Annotated in this window: 12 protein-coding genes; 5 read left to right on the top strand and 7 right to left on the bottom strand. The window is 40.4% G+C overall.

The features are described from left to right. Positions 1-9: 9 nt before the first annotated feature. On the bottom strand, positions 10-1,302 hold the full coding sequence (locus R3E32_03020) for a HAMP domain-containing sensor histidine kinase (GenBank protein ID MEZ4883685.1): 1,293 nt from the start codon (positions 1,300-1,302) through the stop codon (positions 10-12). A 189-nt stretch (positions 1,303-1,491) separates the two neighbouring features. Between R3E32_03020 and R3E32_03025 the strand changes: the two genes are divergently transcribed. From R3E32_03025 to R3E32_03035, 3 genes are all read left to right on the top strand, one after another. Next, complete coding sequence (locus R3E32_03025; protein MEZ4883686.1) at positions 1,492-2,040, top strand: hypothetical protein; 549 nt, start codon at positions 1,492-1,494, stop codon at positions 2,038-2,040. A 221-nt stretch (positions 2,041-2,261) separates the two neighbouring features. Continuing rightward, the gene (gene kdsB, locus R3E32_03030) at positions 2,262-3,041 is read left to right on the top strand and encodes a 3-deoxy-manno-octulosonate cytidylyltransferase (protein ID MEZ4883687.1); all 780 of its coding nucleotides are present in this window, start codon (positions 2,262-2,264) and stop codon (positions 3,039-3,041) included. Between the two features lie 186 nt (positions 3,042-3,227). After that, positions 3,228-4,451 carry a kelch repeat-containing protein gene (locus R3E32_03035; GenBank protein ID MEZ4883688.1) on the top strand — a complete coding sequence of 408 codons (1,224 nt, stop codon included), beginning with the start codon at positions 3,228-3,230 and terminating at the stop codon, positions 4,449-4,451. 223 nt (positions 4,452-4,674) lie between these two features. On the opposite strand, the gene R3E32_03040 is transcribed toward R3E32_03035, so the two are convergent. Further along, complete coding sequence (locus R3E32_03040; GenBank protein ID MEZ4883689.1) at positions 4,675-7,860, bottom strand: glycoside hydrolase family 2 TIM barrel-domain containing protein; 3,186 nt, start codon at positions 7,858-7,860, stop codon at positions 4,675-4,677. An 815-nt stretch (positions 7,861-8,675) separates the two neighbouring features. Between R3E32_03040 and R3E32_03045 the strand changes: the two genes are divergently transcribed. Continuing rightward, positions 8,676-11,387, top strand: a complete 2,712-nt coding sequence (locus R3E32_03045) for a DNA gyrase/topoisomerase IV subunit A (protein MEZ4883690.1) — start codon at positions 8,676-8,678, stop codon at positions 11,385-11,387. Between the two features lie 194 nt (positions 11,388-11,581). Continuing rightward, positions 11,582-11,977, top strand: a complete 396-nt coding sequence (locus R3E32_03050; GenBank protein ID MEZ4883691.1) for an endonuclease domain-containing protein — start codon at positions 11,582-11,584, stop codon at positions 11,975-11,977. A 112-nt stretch (positions 11,978-12,089) separates the two neighbouring features. On the opposite strand, the gene R3E32_03055 is transcribed toward R3E32_03050, so the two are convergent. From R3E32_03055 to R3E32_03075, 5 genes are all read right to left on the bottom strand, one after another. Beyond that, a complete protein-coding gene (locus R3E32_03055; protein MEZ4883692.1) occupies positions 12,090-12,962 on the bottom strand; it encodes a DUF4349 domain-containing protein in 873 nt (290 codons plus the stop codon). A 170-nt stretch (positions 12,963-13,132) separates the two neighbouring features. Further along, positions 13,133-13,483: a translation initiation factor gene (locus R3E32_03060; protein MEZ4883693.1), complete on the bottom strand. Its 351-nt coding sequence runs from the start codon at positions 13,481-13,483 to the stop codon at positions 13,133-13,135. Positions 13,484-13,495: 12 nt separating this feature from the next. Next, positions 13,496-14,143 (bottom strand): hypothetical protein, encoded by a 648-nt coding sequence (locus R3E32_03065; protein MEZ4883694.1) that lies wholly within the window; start codon positions 14,141-14,143, stop codon positions 13,496-13,498. Positions 14,144-14,338: 195 nt separating this feature from the next. Then, positions 14,339-15,565 (bottom strand): MFS transporter, encoded by a 1,227-nt coding sequence (locus tag R3E32_03070; protein ID MEZ4883695.1) that lies wholly within the window; start codon positions 15,563-15,565, stop codon positions 14,339-14,341. Positions 15,566-15,616: 51 nt separating this feature from the next. Next, entirely contained in the window at positions 15,617-16,498 is an 882-nt protein-coding gene (locus R3E32_03075) for a hypothetical protein (GenBank protein ID MEZ4883696.1), read from the bottom strand. Between the last annotated feature and the right edge of the window lie 97 nt (positions 16,499-16,595).

Here is a 16,595-nt window from a genome sequence, read left to right on the forward strand (position 1 = left end):
CATCAGCAATCAAGCTGGAAAAAACAAATCAAACCGACATCCTTTCTGCAAATCGCTCATGACCTCCACAAAACCATTGTGCCTTTCCACAATCATTTTCACATACGACAAACCCAATCCAAAACCTTTTTGATTGTGTATATTTTGGTTCGCAATGCGGCTAAACTTATTAAAAATATACACCTGTTCACTCTTTGCAATTCCCATCCCATTGTCTTTGAAGCTAATCACCACACCATTTTCCTTTTTCTGCAAACGAATCCAAACCGATGTTCCCATATCAGAATACTTCAAAGCGTTGTCAATCAAATTGCGGAACACATTGCCGAGATGCAGCCTATCCCCTACTATTTGCCAACTTTCATTCTCACCCATTTGTACTTCAATATGTGCCTCTCGTTCTTTGATTTGCATATCCATATCCGACACCACCTCACGAATCAAATCGTCCAATTGTATAGAAGTTTTTTGAAGTTGGTAGTCACCATTTTCCAATTTTGCCAGATACAAAACCCGCTCGATTTGTTGGAGTAGTTTGTTGTTCTCTCGTTTGACCACTTCCAAATAACGGTTGTCTTTTAAGTCTTGCCTGTTCTTAACCAACAATTTGTTCGCCAAAGAAATATTTGTCAAAGGAGTGCGAAATTCATGCGCCATATTGTTGAAAAAGTCGACATTCAATTCGCTGATGCGTTTTTGGCGTATCAAGGTATAATTGGCAAGTATAAAAACAATGCTGATAAAAAGCAGAATCAAAATCGAAGAAATCAACATAAAACCCATTTGCCCCAACACATACCTCGTTTTGTTGGGGAACTGCACATTGAGCATCAAAGAAGATTCATTTTTATTCCCGATTGGGAAAGGAGAAAGCGGGCAACAATAGGCTTTATCATTACCACAGCCCAAAAAATTGTGTCCTGCCATTCCTATATCCCACACATTCATTTCATACTCCATGTCAATGCCATAAAAAGTCAGTGCTGCCGAAAGTGCTTGCTTCAAAATTTGATTTTCTTCCCCCTGTTCATTGAGTATTTCAATGATAGACAACGCATTAGTTTGATTGTTTTGACTTGAAGAACAGACACTTGCCGACAGAGGAGAACCATATTTATACGCCCGTCCATCTGTTTCCATATTTTCAACCGCATAGCACAAAGCCATCCGAACTTTTTGCTCAAAATTCGTTTCAATCAAATCTTTGGCCTGAATCAACCACCGTACTTGAAAAAAGATGAGCGCAATCAACGCTACTGTTGAAGCACCAATAATTATTTTGACATTGTTCAATCGCATCATACTACAAAATAAAACAAAGCTTTTTTGTTCTACTAATCTTTAACAAGTCCTTAACAACTCCCTAACAAGTCTGAAACAGTTTGCAGCACAAAAGGCCTTTATATTTGCAGTAACAAGCATGGAGTTAGCCATTTAAGGTATTTTCCTTTTTGGCTATCATTTATTTCACTTTCTAAATTTGTAATTCAAATGAAAAAATTGATTCTTTTAATGGGGATTTTTGCCCTTTTCTCGCTTACGACCAATCAAGCGCAAAACGACCAAACAGCTAATTCAAAAACTGCTGTAAATTGTACATCGGTTACTGCAACTGCATCCAAAAATGCCGATTGCTGCAATTGGCATTTTTGTCCTTTGAAAAATGTCCAAAAATTTTGTCAATCGAGTACACGTTTTTTCAAAAGCGAAACACCTGCTGAAACGGCTACTGTTTCCCAGTCTGCTGAGTCTGCAAAAACGGAAACTACGATCACCAATGCTTCTTTATCACCTTTTGGCTGTTGTAAACCTTACAGTAGTTGCTGCAAAGTAGCCGAGAATTCTTGTGTAGAAGTTCCCACTACAAACACAGAAGCAAAAGCACCTGTGACAAGAAACTCACTTTTAGGCACATTGGGTACATATAGTCTTCGCAATTGTAAACCAGCAACTTCTTGTAAAGCTACAACTGACAAGGCAGAAAACGTTGAATTGGTAGAAGTTAAAACTGGAAGTAAATCAACTTTAGCTGTTAAATAGTGCCTCATGGAAAGACTTTTGTAGTTTCCTTTTGAGAGCATACTGATTTTCAAACATTCGATATCTTTCAGAATAAACTACAAAAGTCTCCTTCCACTAAAATCTTGATGAACCTAAATAGTTGGATTATTTCGGTGATATGATAAGACCTGCCCAATGTGTATCTTTGTGACACATTGGGCAGTTTTGTTTTTGTCACCAACGTTAAAATATTGTCTGTTATGTCTTCTGCAACTTCTATCGTCATTATCCCTGCACGCTACGCATCAACCCGATTCCCCGGCAAACCTTTGGCCGACATCAAGGGCAAAAGTATGATTCAAAGGGTCTATGAACAAGCCCAAAAATCGGCATCTATTTCGGCTGTCTATGTTGCTACGGACGATGAAAGAATACAAAAACACGTTCTGCAATTTGGTGGGAATGTGGTGATGACCTCTCCCAATCATCAAAGCGGCACAGATAGATGTGCGGAGGCCATGCAACTAATTGAAGCAGAAAATAATGGAATTGAAAAAGCGGATATAATTATCAACATTCAAGGAGATGAACCTTTTATTCAGCCCGAACAAATTGACGCTTTGGTGCAACTATTTGACCATGAACGAACAGAGATTGCTACTTTGATTAAGCCAATTGAAGAAGATTCGGTGCTTTGGGATGTGAACAAGCCCAAAGTAATACGAGGCGAAAATGGAAATGCTCTTTATTTCAGCCGTCAATGTATTCCGCACCTCCGCAACATTCCGCAATCAGAATGGCTGCAAAACCACACTTTTTTCAAGCACATTGGCGTATATGCCTATCGCCGCCGCACTTTGCAGGAAATCACCCAACTCCTCCCCTCTCTGCTCGAACAAGCCGAAAGTTTGGAGCAATTGCGTTGGCTGGAAAATGGCTTTTCGATTCAAACGGCCATTACCCACTTTGAATCACCTTCTATCGACACACCCGAAGATTTGCAGCGGATTCTTCACCAAAACCTTTCTAAAAAACCTTGACAACAGTTGTAAACTTTGTCAACGGTTGAACCAAATATTCTAATTCTACAAATCCAACAAAATCCCATCTTTCCACACTTCTACTATCCTAATAAAAAAATGTTTTTTCCCCTTTCTGCTAATTAAACTACATTTTTCAAACTTCAGAGACCCTACATTTGACTATTTTAAACACAAAATTTAAACATGAAGTTAATCTACAGTTTTCTCTTTTTTATTTGCATTTGGACACATTCCCAAGCACAAGATTGGGTACAAGTTGCCTCTCTACCGAATGAATTTAGCCAAACATATCATTCATTCGGTTTTGGAATAGATGGAAAAGGTTATCTCGTATCGGGATATTCCACTCAGGCTGATGAGAACAAAAATTTCTATCAGTACAACCCCACCACTGATGAATGGACAAGATTAGATGATTTTCCTGGCGCAGCACGTGCTTATGCAATTGGAGATATCTGGGATGGAAAAGCTTACTTTGGATTTGGTAGGGATGAATCAAATAATTTGAACGATTTGTGGGTATTTGACCCAACAAATATGAGCTGGACGCAGTTGGAAAGTTGCCCTTGCATGGCGCGCATACACCCAGCAATGATTGCACACAATGGAAAAGTATTTGTTGGAATGGGTGGTACGACTAATGGAAATGCGAAAGATTGGTGGGAATATGACATAACATCCAATTCTTGGTCACAAAAACCAGACTTTCCTGCTCCTGCTCGACACCATCCCTATCAGTTTGGAATTGGAAACTACATCTATACAGGCTTAGGACATGGAAGTGGATTTATCTCGAATGAATGGTTTCAATATGACCCTATAAATGAAACATGGCTACAAGTAGCAGACCTTCCTAGTAACGGAAGAGTGGCGGGAACACAGTTTTCTCACAATGGCATAGGTTATGTCCTCAGTGGCGAAAACGAAGACCATTCCTCTATGCCTACGGGTGAGTTTTGGGCGTATGACCCTGCTTTGGACACATGGGAAGAATTGCCTCCACATCCAGATAGATCACGTTGGGCACCCGCATCTTTTGTTATTGATGGAGAGGTTTACATCATCAATGGAGAGACCTATGTTGGTTTAGGGGCATCTGAATTCCAAACAGCCGTGTATAAATATGACTTAGAAAAAGGTGCTGTCAATACAGAGGAGTTTGTGAAAGACAACACGATTTTTCAAGCTTTCCCAAACCCATTTTCGGATGCCTTGAATTTGAAGTGGGATGCACAAATCAACTCTAAGAATGTAAGTATTCAGGTATTTGACATTCACAATAGATTGATTTTGCAAATCGACGGTTTGCACGACAAAATTGACCTATCAACCGCACCCAATGGACTTTTGCGTGTTGAATTGACCACCAATGAAAAACGTTATTTTCAAACGGTTTTGAAGCAATGACAGTTGTTTCTCGATTTGGACTTTTGAAGTTTGTGCTGAAAGAGATAAAATGTTTGAAAACCAGTCCTTTCTTCAAAGAAAACTTCAAAAGTCTGGGGCTTTGACAAAATCTGTGATTGGAGACTTCGGAAGTTTGCTGCTTAAAAAATCAAGGAATTATTTTACTAAAAATTAATCTTTTATGAAATGAAGCTTCCGAAGTCTCTTTCTACATCAAAAAATATTACTCCACCACCTCCAATACAAACGAATATCCATAATCCCTAAATGGCAAGCGGTATTTCTCCAAAGGCAATGCACCCCAACTATTGTTACCACCTACGCCCATTTGCTGCAAATCAATATTCAAAGTCGTCCAGTCCCGTTCTTCCAATTCTCCAAAATGCGTTTGACTCTTCACCTCTCCCCCATCCAAATCTTCCTCTCCAAAATGATTCACACTCACATTCAAATAATCGCCTCCTTCAACAAAACTCACCTTCAATCCCCTACCCTGCTCATTTGTCAAAGTCGCCCACCGAACATCCGATTTATTGCCCGTTTCTTGCGGTCGGACATAAGGATGCACCTGTTCGCTTACCGTACCCTCATACAAACCCACCAAAGCACTCGTTTTTCGATCCCAATACGACTCTTGTGGCCCTCTCCCATACCAAGCAAAATTGCTAAAATCTTTAGCCATCCGCATTTTCATCCCAAATTTTGGAAGCATTGGACGATTATTTTTACTTTGAATTACAAAGTTATTTGAAATTTCAATTTTTGCATTTCCAAAAACTTGATAACGAATCGTTTGATTTGCGTCTCCCTTCAATAAGCTCCACTCGGTCAGCACATCTATCTGAGAAGTGCTGACTTTTTTCACCTCCATTTTGGTCAAAGTCGCCTCCTCAAAAGCCGTTTTCCAAACCTTCAATTTTTTCGGCAATTCTGCCCCATAATCATTGTCCGTAGCGGCTCGCCAAAAATTGGGCTGCAAAGGGGAGGCTATCAATTCGGTGTTTTTGTGCTTGAAGGAAGTCATTGCAGCTTGTCGCTTGTTGAAAGAAATGCTGAAATTATCTCCTTCAATGACATACTCCTCTCCTACTTCTTTGACACTAAGAGCAGGAATATTTTTCGCCCCATTTACTTTTGATTTCAAAGTATTCTCTATTCCGAACTGCTCAACCGCCAATTCGTGGTTGGCAGGAATCATTGCCGTTGCAGCTTTGGTGCGAAAAGACACATTGAGGAAATATTCTACATCGTTTTGTTTTTCAAAGGCAAAGTCCTCCAAACGAATTGTGGCATCTGTGCCTGCTACAATCGGTAAATCCATGATTTTTCCTTCCTTCAATGGTTTTCCATCTGCCAAAATTTGCCACTGCAAATACAAGTCATCCAAGCTTTTGAAGGCATATTGGTTGTCAATTCTGATGGTACCCTGCTCCAAATCTACCGCCTCGACTTTGATGTATTGATACACCTTTTTGACCTCCCACAAATGTGGATTTGGTCGTCGGTCGGGTTGTACCAAACCGTTCGCCAGAAAATTGGCATCACTCGGCGTGTTTTTATCCCCAAAATCACCACCATAGGCAAAAATCGTTTTGCCGTTTTCCAGCGTTTTATATAAACCTTGGTCCACCCAATCCCAAATAAAACCACCCTGCAATTGCGGATGCGCTTCGATGATGTCCCAATATTCCTTCAAATTTCCTACACTGTTGCCCATTGCATGTGCGTATTCGCAGAGAATCACAGGTTTGTCGGGATGTTTTGCAGCGAAAAGCACCAAATCGTCCGCCCACTCATACATTGGCGCAAGGATGTCGGTATTGTAGTCAAAAGTTGAAGTCGCTCCATAGCCATTTTGCACACGCTCGTACTGCACAGGTCGGCTTGTGTCCCGCTTTTTTATCCACTCATAAGTCGCATAAAAATTCACCCCATTTCCTGCCTCATTGCCCAATGACCAGATGATGATGGAAGGATGGTTTTTGTCCCGTTCCAACATTCGCTGTGTGCGCTGCAAATGTGCTTCACCCCATTCGGGCTTGTTTCCCAAGGTTTTGTTGGGGTCGTAGCCGATGCCATGCGACTCGATGTTGGGCTCGTCGACCACATACAAACCGTATTCGTCGCAGAGTTCGTACCAGCGAGGATCGTTGGGATAGTGCGAAGTTCGGACGGCATTGATGTTGTTTTGCTTCATCAATTGAATGTCTTGCAGCATGGATTCCTCCGAAATAACATGACCTGTTGTTGGGTCGTGTTCGTGCCGATTGACTCCCTTGATATACACATACTGCCCATTGACGAGCAATTGACCGTCCACAATTTCGACCTTGCGGAAGCCAATTTTGGAGGACAGCACCTCCAAAGTTCTGCCCCTTTTGTCCTGCAATGTCACCAAAAGCGTGTAGAGGTAGGGCGTTTCGGCGGTCCATTTTTGCGGCTCGAAAATGGGTTTGCCAAAAGTGAACAGTTTTTCGTCGCCATCTTCGTTTTTGAATTCCCAATCTCGTTTGGCAGTGCGAATCTGCTGTCCGTCGGCATCCAACAATTCCATTTCCATCGTGCCTTCTCTGTCGCTTCGGTCGCTGTATCGGCGGAGGTTCATTTCGACTTCGAGCCAAGCATTTTCGTAATTGTCCCGCAAATCTGCCTTGACAAAATAATCCCGAATATGCACTTTGGGCGTAGCATACACAAATACTTCTCGCTCAATGCCACTGATGCGCCAAAAATCTTGACACTCCAAATAACTGCCATCACTCCAACGATAGACTTCAATGGCGACCAAGTTATTGCCTGTGCGAATATAGGGCGTGATGTCAAACTCGGCTGGTGTTTTGCTACCCTGACTGTAGCCGACCCGCTGCCCATTGACCCAGATATAAAATGCCGACTTGACCGCCCCAAAATGTATGAACACTTGTCGGTCGCTCCAATTAGCTGGCACATTGAAGGTTTTGCGGTAGGAACCTACGGGGTTGTAGTCGTGTGGCACTTTGGGCGGTTCGGGGGTTTTGGTAAATTCGTAGGGAATATTGACGTAAATCGGCACACCGTAGCCCTGCAATTCCCAATTCGATGGCACTTCGATTTTGTCCCAAAGTTTGTCGTCAAAACTTTCTTCGTAGAAATTTTCTATGATGTCGGCTGGTTTTTCGACCCAATGGAAATTCCATTCGCCATTGAGGGTTTGAAAATAGTCGGATTCGTTTTTATGGAAGGTCAATGCCTTGCTGCGGTTTTCGTAGGGAAACAAGGTGGCGTGTGGTGCTTCTTTGTTGATTTCGACGACTTCGGGATTTTCCCAGTCGGGGGTTTGGGCATTGAGGTTTGTAGGTTGGTGCATATTGAAGGAAAAGCAAAGTACAATTGTGAGGAGGGTTCGGTGGTACAAGTTCATATAGGACATGGTTTTTGGTTTTTATTAGGGTTAACCACTTTTTTTGCTTCAATGTTTGAACAATAGTTCGTGCAATTTTTAATGAACACAGAGGCACGGAGGCACAGAATTTTGATTATCAAATAATTAGCAAAATAAAAATTATCTTCTAAACTGTTGATAATTAAATTGTTGTAATTTCTGCACGAACTATTGTTTGAAGGGATGGGATACGGTTTTGGAGAATACAAAAATTTTCAAAATTTTTGTATTCTTGTTGGGACGTGATTCTTTTTCGTAAATCAAGTGATTTGAGAGTGATGATGTAGCCTCGAACAGGAATCGGCTACTGAAAGGAATTTTCAACACTATACCCAAAACTATGGGGTGCATCCCAAATTGTCATATTTTGAAAAATTATTTGACAACTGGTGACGGTGCTACGCACCTCAAAACATTTTATCTTCCACACTCTACAAACAGAGTCGGAGCTACGCTCCTGATACGCAATTTTTTAGGAGCGTAGCTCCGACCCTGTTTGTAGGACATTATTGGAGGAGTCAATAAAAGGTACAGCGTACCGACACCACTTACGACAATTTGGGATGCACCCAATTAAATGGGCAACGGAGTTCTACCCCAAAATAATTTTATCTTTGCAGCCTCAAAAAATAGCTTTGCAGATTTACTAAAAAAATTAGTATATTTGCCAAGAATTTTATTTTTGCTTCTTTGACTATTTTTGTGTATTTAAGGAGTAAAGAAGACTAAGTTAGTTTCTAAAACTACCGTAGTTTCATTTTATCAGAGAACCATTTTTTGAGCTGTAAAACCCCAAAAATTAGATGTCAGAAGAAAACAACCACAACATAGAACTACATAATTCGGAAGAAGAATACAATAAGAATGGAGAACTGCCCTCTGAGGTGAATGAAAATGGAGAATTGAAGGAAGAAGGTGAAGATGGAGAAGGCAATGAGGAGGAAGAGGGTGAATTGCAAAACATCACCTCTTTGAAGGGATTGTATGAAAATTGGTTTTTGGACTATGCTTCCTATGTGATTTTGGATAGGGCTGTGCCGTATATGGAAGACGGGTTGAAGCCTGTGCAGCGTCGCCTCCTTCACGCATTGAAGCAAATGGACGATGGGCGTTTCCACAAAATTGCGAATGTAGTGGGCCAAACGATGCAGTATCATCCGCATGGAGATGCTTCGATATACGATGCACTGGTCAAATTGGGTCAAAAAGATTTGATGGTCGAAACCCAAGGAAACTGGGGAGATTACCGAACAGGTGACAGTGCGGCGGCAGCTCGATACATTGAAGGGCGGTTGTCCAAGTTTGCCCTTGAAGTGGCGTTCAACAAAGAAAACACCGAATGGCAACTCTCTTATGATGGCCGCAAACAAGAACCCGTTTACCTTCCCGTCAAATTCCCCTTGCTCTTAGCGCAAGGCGTTGAAGGAATTGCAGTTGGACTTTCCACTAAAATTCTGCCCCACAATTTTATCGAATTGATAAAGGCTTCAATAGACATTCTCCAAGGCAAAACGGTACAAATTTTACCCGATTTTCAAACAGGCGGTTCTGCCGATTTTTCCAACTACAAAGAAGGACAAAGCGGAGGACGTGTGCGGGTTCGTGCCAAAATTGATGCTTCCGATAAACGGACTTTGGTGATTCGAGAGATTCCTTTCGGCAAGACGACCTCAATAGTGATGGAATCCATCGTGAAGGCGAATGAAAAGGGCAAAATCAAAATCAAAAGGGTAACAGACAATACGGCTAAGGATGTGGAAATAGCAGTCGAACTACCATCGGGTGTGTCGCCCGATGTGACGATTGACGCATTGTATGCCTTTACGGACTGTGAGGTGTCGATTGCGCCAAATTGTTGTGTAATCATTGACAACAAACCCGTTTTTACCAGCACCAACGATTTGCTGCGTCGTTCTACCGAATACACGCTGCAATTGCTGAAAAGCGAATTGGAAATCAATTTAGCTGCCTTGCTCGAAAAACTGCATTTTGCTTCTTTGGAGCAGATTTTCATCGAAAAACGCATTTACCGAAAAATTGAAGTAGCTGAAACCTTTGAGGAGGTCATCGAAATCATTGACAAAGCCTTGAAGCCACACACCAAGAAATTTGTGCGAGAGGTGAGTCGTGACGACATTCTCCGATTGATTGAAATTCGCATCAAACGCATTTCCAAATACGATACCTTCAAAGCCAAAGATGCCATCAAAGCATTGGAGGAACAGATTGCAGAAATCAAACACCATCTTGCTCATTTGGTAGAATTTGCGGTGGATTACTTCAACAATTTGCTGAAGAAATATGGCAAAGGCAGAGAGCGCAAAACCGAAATCGCCAATTTTGATACCATTCAAGTGGCGCAAGTAGCGGTTGCCAACGAAAAACTGTATGTGGATAGAAAAGGCGGATTCATTGGCTACGGATTGAAGAAGGAAGAATATGTGTGCGACTGCTCAGACATTGACGAAATCATCGTGTTCCGCAAAGACGGCAATTATTTGGTCACCAAAATTTCGGACAAAGCCTTTGTCGGCAAGGACATTATACACGTAGCTGTTTGGAAAAAGAACGATGAACGGCGCATTTACCATGCTATTTACTACGACGGCGATAGCGACCGCTCGTATGTCAAACGCTTTGCAGTGACTGCCGTTACCCGTGACCGAGAATACAACATCATGACGGAGCATGAGCGTTCCAAATTGCATTATTTTGAAGTGCATCCCAACAGTGAGTCCGAAATGGTGGAAATCAAACTGCATCCTCGCAGCAAAGCGAAGGTGAAAACCTTGGAGTACGATTTTGCAGAATTGGCGATAAAAGGACGTACTTCAAGAGGGAATGTGCTGACAAAATATCCTATAGCCAAAATTCGACAAATGGAAGTCGGTACGGCTACTTTGGGTGGACGCAAAATTTGGCTCGATGAATCGGTTGGACGTTTGAATACAAAGAAACGGGGCAGATTGTTGGGTGAATTTGACACGGGTGATACTATTTTGGTCTTACATGAGGACGGTTCTTACGAAATGACCGACTTTGAAATGACCAATCGCTACGACATGAAAAAGACCCTGAGCATCCAAAAGTTTGACCCAGATATGGTGGTCAATGCGATTTATTACCGAGCATCCAATAAAACCTACTACGTCAAACGTTTCCAAATTGACACGACTACTTTGGGCGAAAAATTCAGCTTTCTCCCTGAAAATCACGGTTCTTACTTGCTCTATGCTGCGATTGGTGATGAGGTAATTGTGGATTATCTCTGCAATGAAAAACTTCGAGGTGAAAAAGTCATGGAACGCCTCAATTTTTCGGAGTTTATCGACATCAAAGGGCGTTCTGCAATTGGCAATAAACTGGGAAATTACCACAAGGTGTATGAGGTGAATGTGGTGTCTATCACCAATAAGGAAGAAGCGGAGGAAAAGGCTGAGGTGGAGATTCGAGAGAAAGAGAAAAAAGTGGAGGCTGTGCGGAAAGATGGGATTGAGCAGGGGAAATTGTTTTAATGTGTGTGCCTCCTCCCCCTACCCCCCTCCAAAGGGGGAAATTTATCATTAGGCTGTAAAACAGCCTAATACTCAATACATCAATAAATGATTTGTGATTTTCCAATACATTCAAAATTTTATTACCCAGCCCCAAAAACTGTGTTTCCCCCTTCGGAGGGGGCAGGGGGAGGAAAACCATAGTTTACATTAAAATGAAAGCATCTCCACAAAATAATTGGCACTATAACAAAGAATTACTCTCTCTCGCTCGTCAGTTACGCAAAAACTCTACTAAATCAGAAATTAAATTGTGGTTCGAGGTATTAAGGGGGAAGAAAATGAGAGGTTATGTGTTTAACCGACAACGCCCTGTTTTGAATTACATTGTCGATTTTATGTGCAGAGAGTTACTCTTGATTATTGAAATTGATGGTCGTTCTCATCATTTTGAAGAAGCAGTACAAAGAGATGAACAACGACAAAAAGAATTAGAAGCGGTTGGCTTTACTTTTCTTCGGTTTAACGACCAACTGATTTTTCAAGATGTATTAAATGTTGGTAGGGTTATTGAAAATTGGATATTGAATTATGAAGAAGGAGAAGTATAAATTGCCACTTCTTTACGCTTTCCTCCCCTAACCCCCTCCAAAGGGGGAAATTTATCATTAGGCTGTAAAACAGCCTAATGATAAACACATTAATAAAAAATTTATAATCTCCTTACATTGGCTTCTTCCCTCGATTGGTCCACCATCTTCTAAAAAACCAAATCAACACACCCAAAACAATCCAAAAAGGCCAAGCGTACATGATGGCAATGGTAAATTCTAAAAAACCATCCCAACCTTCGCCAATCGCCTTACTGATTTTGGTGAAATAACTTCTTTCGGGAGCAGCCTCATAATCAAGTTGTTCGTAATAGGTGAGGTTGATAGTGCTGTAACTCACTTGATCACGAAGGTATTTCAAACGACCTTCCGCCGCATCAATCTCCTCTCTGATTTTGCGAATTTCGTTTTCGACATCCAAAATTTCCTTGATGTTTTTGGCTTGCTGCAAAATCTCTTGAAAGCGTTTTTCAACTTGTTTGCGGTTGTTGAGGCGGGCTTCAATGTCAATGTATTCTGCGGTTACATCTTTGGCATTGATACGTTTGTGGTCGGTGTAAATCGCTATCTTTTCCAGTGCTTCGAGCAAATTATCAAATTTTTCGGAAGACACCCGAATCACCAAATTATTTTCCCACGAATAGCCACTCTTAGATTCATCTTCCAAGGTGATGTATGCTTCTACTGCTGCAATAGCTTCGTCAATGGTTTTACGGGCTTCTTTGTAGTCTTCCACACGGTAGCGAATTGAAGCATCTTTGATGATTTTAGGTTGTGTTTTGGTTTCTTCAGTGATACGACTTCCGTCCGCTATTTGGTCTGTAGACACAACTTTTGCTTCGTAAGTAGCCTCCTCATTGTAAGCATCATTTTCGTAATTACCTGCATCTTTAGCGATTGAAGGCGCATATTGGTCGCTACCATGAGAACAAGCTACAACTGCAAACATCCATACAAAGCAACAATACCAAATAAGATTTTTCATAAAAGAAGGTTTTTTAGGATTGAAAAATGAAGCCACTCATTGAAGGAAAATGAAGAAAAAAACTAGTACAGCATAAACCAAATTACGTGGCAACTTATTTTTTGCACAAAGAACTGACAATTAATAGTTTTGAAAACTAATCACCAGTCACTAATTTACTAATCACTATACTATCCTCCAGACATTTTTGTTTTGCTGTATCCCATCTCTTTGAGCAGGTTATACACCTTCTCTTTAACGTCTCCTTGAACCAAAATAACTCCATCTTTTGCAGAGCCGCCCACGCCACACTTCGACTTCAAGGTTTTGCCCAACTCCTTCAAATCTTCATCTGAGCCTACAAAACCTTCGACCAAAGTTGCCGTTTTTCCACCACGTTTTTTGCGGTCACGCAACACCTTCAATTGTTGTTTGTTTACCTCCAATGTTTCGACTTCTTCCTCTTCCTCTGATTGAGGTTTGAAGTCGGGGTTCGTAGAATAAACGACATTGATTCGGTTAAATTTAACTTTTTTTGACATGATTAAGGGTTTTCAATTACGTTTAAAAATTCGTACACCTCTAAAATCTTTCCATAAATGGTAGTTTTGATAGACAGAATCTTGAAAAGCATGATAAAAATAGTGAATATCCCAAAACTTTTCTTCCTCCAATAAGAAATTATGCACGCTTGTCGAATCTTCAAATTGCGTGTACCGAGAATCAACGAACATAATAATATCGGTTTGAAGTTCGGAAATCTTACTCAACCGACATTGTTTTTCTCGAAATATTTTGGAAAATGTATCAGGGATATAACTTGTTTCATCACAATAAATAGTACAGTCATTAACTACATTTTCGGACAACCATTTTCCTGCAATGATAGAGGCATTTGTATGTTCTCGATTGCGGTGATACTTGCTCCAATTGACCCATTGCTGAATACCCGTACCAAAAATCAAGACCAAAATAACTAAAAGTAAACGTTTGAGTATTGTGATATAATAGTCTGATATTGAAAGATTGGCGAGCCATTTCCATATTTGGAAAATAAGTGCAGAAGCCAAAATCAACATTGTGGGAATGAGCATTAAAATATACCTTGCTTCAACAAATTTGACCTGCCATATAAAATACAACAATAAACCGATATTCCAAAATGCCAATACTTGTCTTGCACCAAAGATTTTCTTTTTCATAATAAAAAGAACTTGGTAAGCAACAACGAAAAAATAACTTCTTCAATTGATACAAAGACTTTTGTAGTTTTCTGTTTGATAGAAAGTCGCTTTTTTTCCTTCTGGTAAATTTTTAAATGAAACTACAAAAGTCTAAATCGGGAACTTATTTTTTGACCGTTACTTGTTTGATGTTTTGAGAGAAATATACAAACGCTATTTTATGGTCTTCAAAAATTTCACAAAAATTATCCAAGCAATCAAACAACATGCCGCTCCAAACAACATCGGAAATCGAACATTGAAGCCTACGGCTGCCCCAAATAGTATGGCAGGTAAGGCATTGCAGAGTGATTGAATAGATTGATTGATACCGATTACTTCGCCTTGAATCGCATCATCTGCTAAATTAGATACGATGGCAAGTGAGCTGGGAAAGGTAATACCTTGAAAAAATATCAAAATTGGCAATACCATATAAAGCATAAGGGTGCTTTTGGGCAATAAAATCAACAAGAAACTCAATCCAAAAAATGGAATAGACCAACTGAGTATCTTTGAAGGTAATAAACGATTGGCAATCGGACGAAGCAAGACACCTTGTGCTAATGCAATCAATACACCTATGTACATGAATATTAAGCCAACCTGTCGCACATTGTAGTCAAATTCTTCAATCAGATAAAACTGGAAGAACTGCGAAAAGAATGCAAGTGCAATGGTCAACATGAAAATGACCATAAAAATAAGTCGAAACTTGGGGTAAGTAAACGCCTTTTTTGCATTGTGAATTCCTGTCAGCCAACTAATTTTGCGTACAGGAGCTTTGGTTTGAAGGGTTTCGGGAAAGAAAAATTTGATATACAGAATATTGGAGAAATTCAAAAGTCCCCCAAATAGAAAAGCGAGGTCATAAGAAAACCAATCGAAACCCGACAAAAATACCATACACGCTACACCTGTCACAAAACCCAAACCAAAGGCAACACCTGTTAGCCCAAAGTTTTTTGCCTTGCTTTTGTCATCACTCACATCTGCCAAGGCTGCTTGTACAGTATTGAGAGTCGTGCCTAAAACTCCCGACATCAACCGCCCTATAAAAATAAACCAGAAACTCACCCAATAAACACCAAATCCTGCCAAACAATAAGCGATGCCGCTCATCAAGTTCGCAAACATCAATATCTTACGTCTGCCTTTCCAATCTGACACCATACCCAATATAGGTGAACCAAACAATGCGCCCAGCGAATATCCACCTATCACAATGCCATATAAAAAGGTAAGGGTTTCGGGTGGAAAACTATCTCTGAAAAGTCCTGTTTCATTCATTGAAAAAACGAATGGTAAAACAGGAGCAATCAAGCCAAAGCCAAAGAAATCAATGAAAAGAGTAAAAAAGACTCTAAAAAGCGTATTCCGATTATTCGAACTATTCGTCATTGTATCACATTAGATATTTGGCGAAGATAGGGATATAAAAACAATGTCACCTTATTTGAAACTGACATTATTTCGACCAATCAAATAACCTTCATGGTACAATTCAGCCGAATAGCTTCCACTGACGAGAGGTGTACCTTGCTCCCAAAACATGCAATAGTTGTTGCGTTTGCCATTGTAGTCTATTGCTCCTTTGATGGTGTATTTGATAGGTGTACCGTCTTCTGCATTGTCGATAATGCCCGAACCAAAGGCTTCTACATAAAGACTTTCACCACCAGGAGATACAATACGGAGCATGATTTCTTTTTCGCCAGGTTTGGCGACAGGATTGGGCATTACATCAAAACAGACCTTTAGTTTTTCTACTCTCTTTGCATTGTTTACCATCACTTCTTTGCCCGAACCTTTGTATTTCACACCTGTAATTTCGATACTACTTGTCTGCAAAACTGCTGCACGGTTTACTTTTGAAGCGAGCAATTCTTTTTCTTCATTCAAAATGCTAGCTTTGGTACTCAACATTTGTTGTTCTACCTGCAATTGCGAAATACTATCGGATTGGTTTTTAATGGTTTCTTCTTTGACCACTACATCATCTCGAAGTGAACGGTTTTGATTGTTCAATTGCTCATTTGCCAATTTTAGCTGATCCAATTCTCCTTTATAGCTTTCCACAGTATTGCGTAGTGTTTCGAGCATTGTTTTCGCCTGTAAGAGTTCTTGGCGACTCGCCCTATTTTTACTCAATAAGTTTTCAATTTCCGTAGTTTGTTCATCTATTTGAATACGAATACTTTGAAGGGTACTATCCAGCTCGATGTTTTCTTCTTTGAAGGTATCCAATTCTTCCATTAAGTCATTCAGTTCAACTTGCAGAGCCTCCTTTTCTGTTGTCATGCTTACCTCTACATCTTGCTTTTCTTGTTTCATTTTTTGAACTTTATAAAAAAGCCAACCGTTTGTAATCAACAAAAGTAAAATGAGAATTAAGTAAATAGCTTGACGTGATTTGGTATTTGTTTCCGTC

The sequence above is a fragment of the Chitinophagales bacterium genome, assembly GCA_041392475.1.
In the GTDB taxonomy this organism is placed as follows: domain Bacteria; phylum Bacteroidota; class Bacteroidia; order Chitinophagales; family UBA2359; genus JAUHXA01.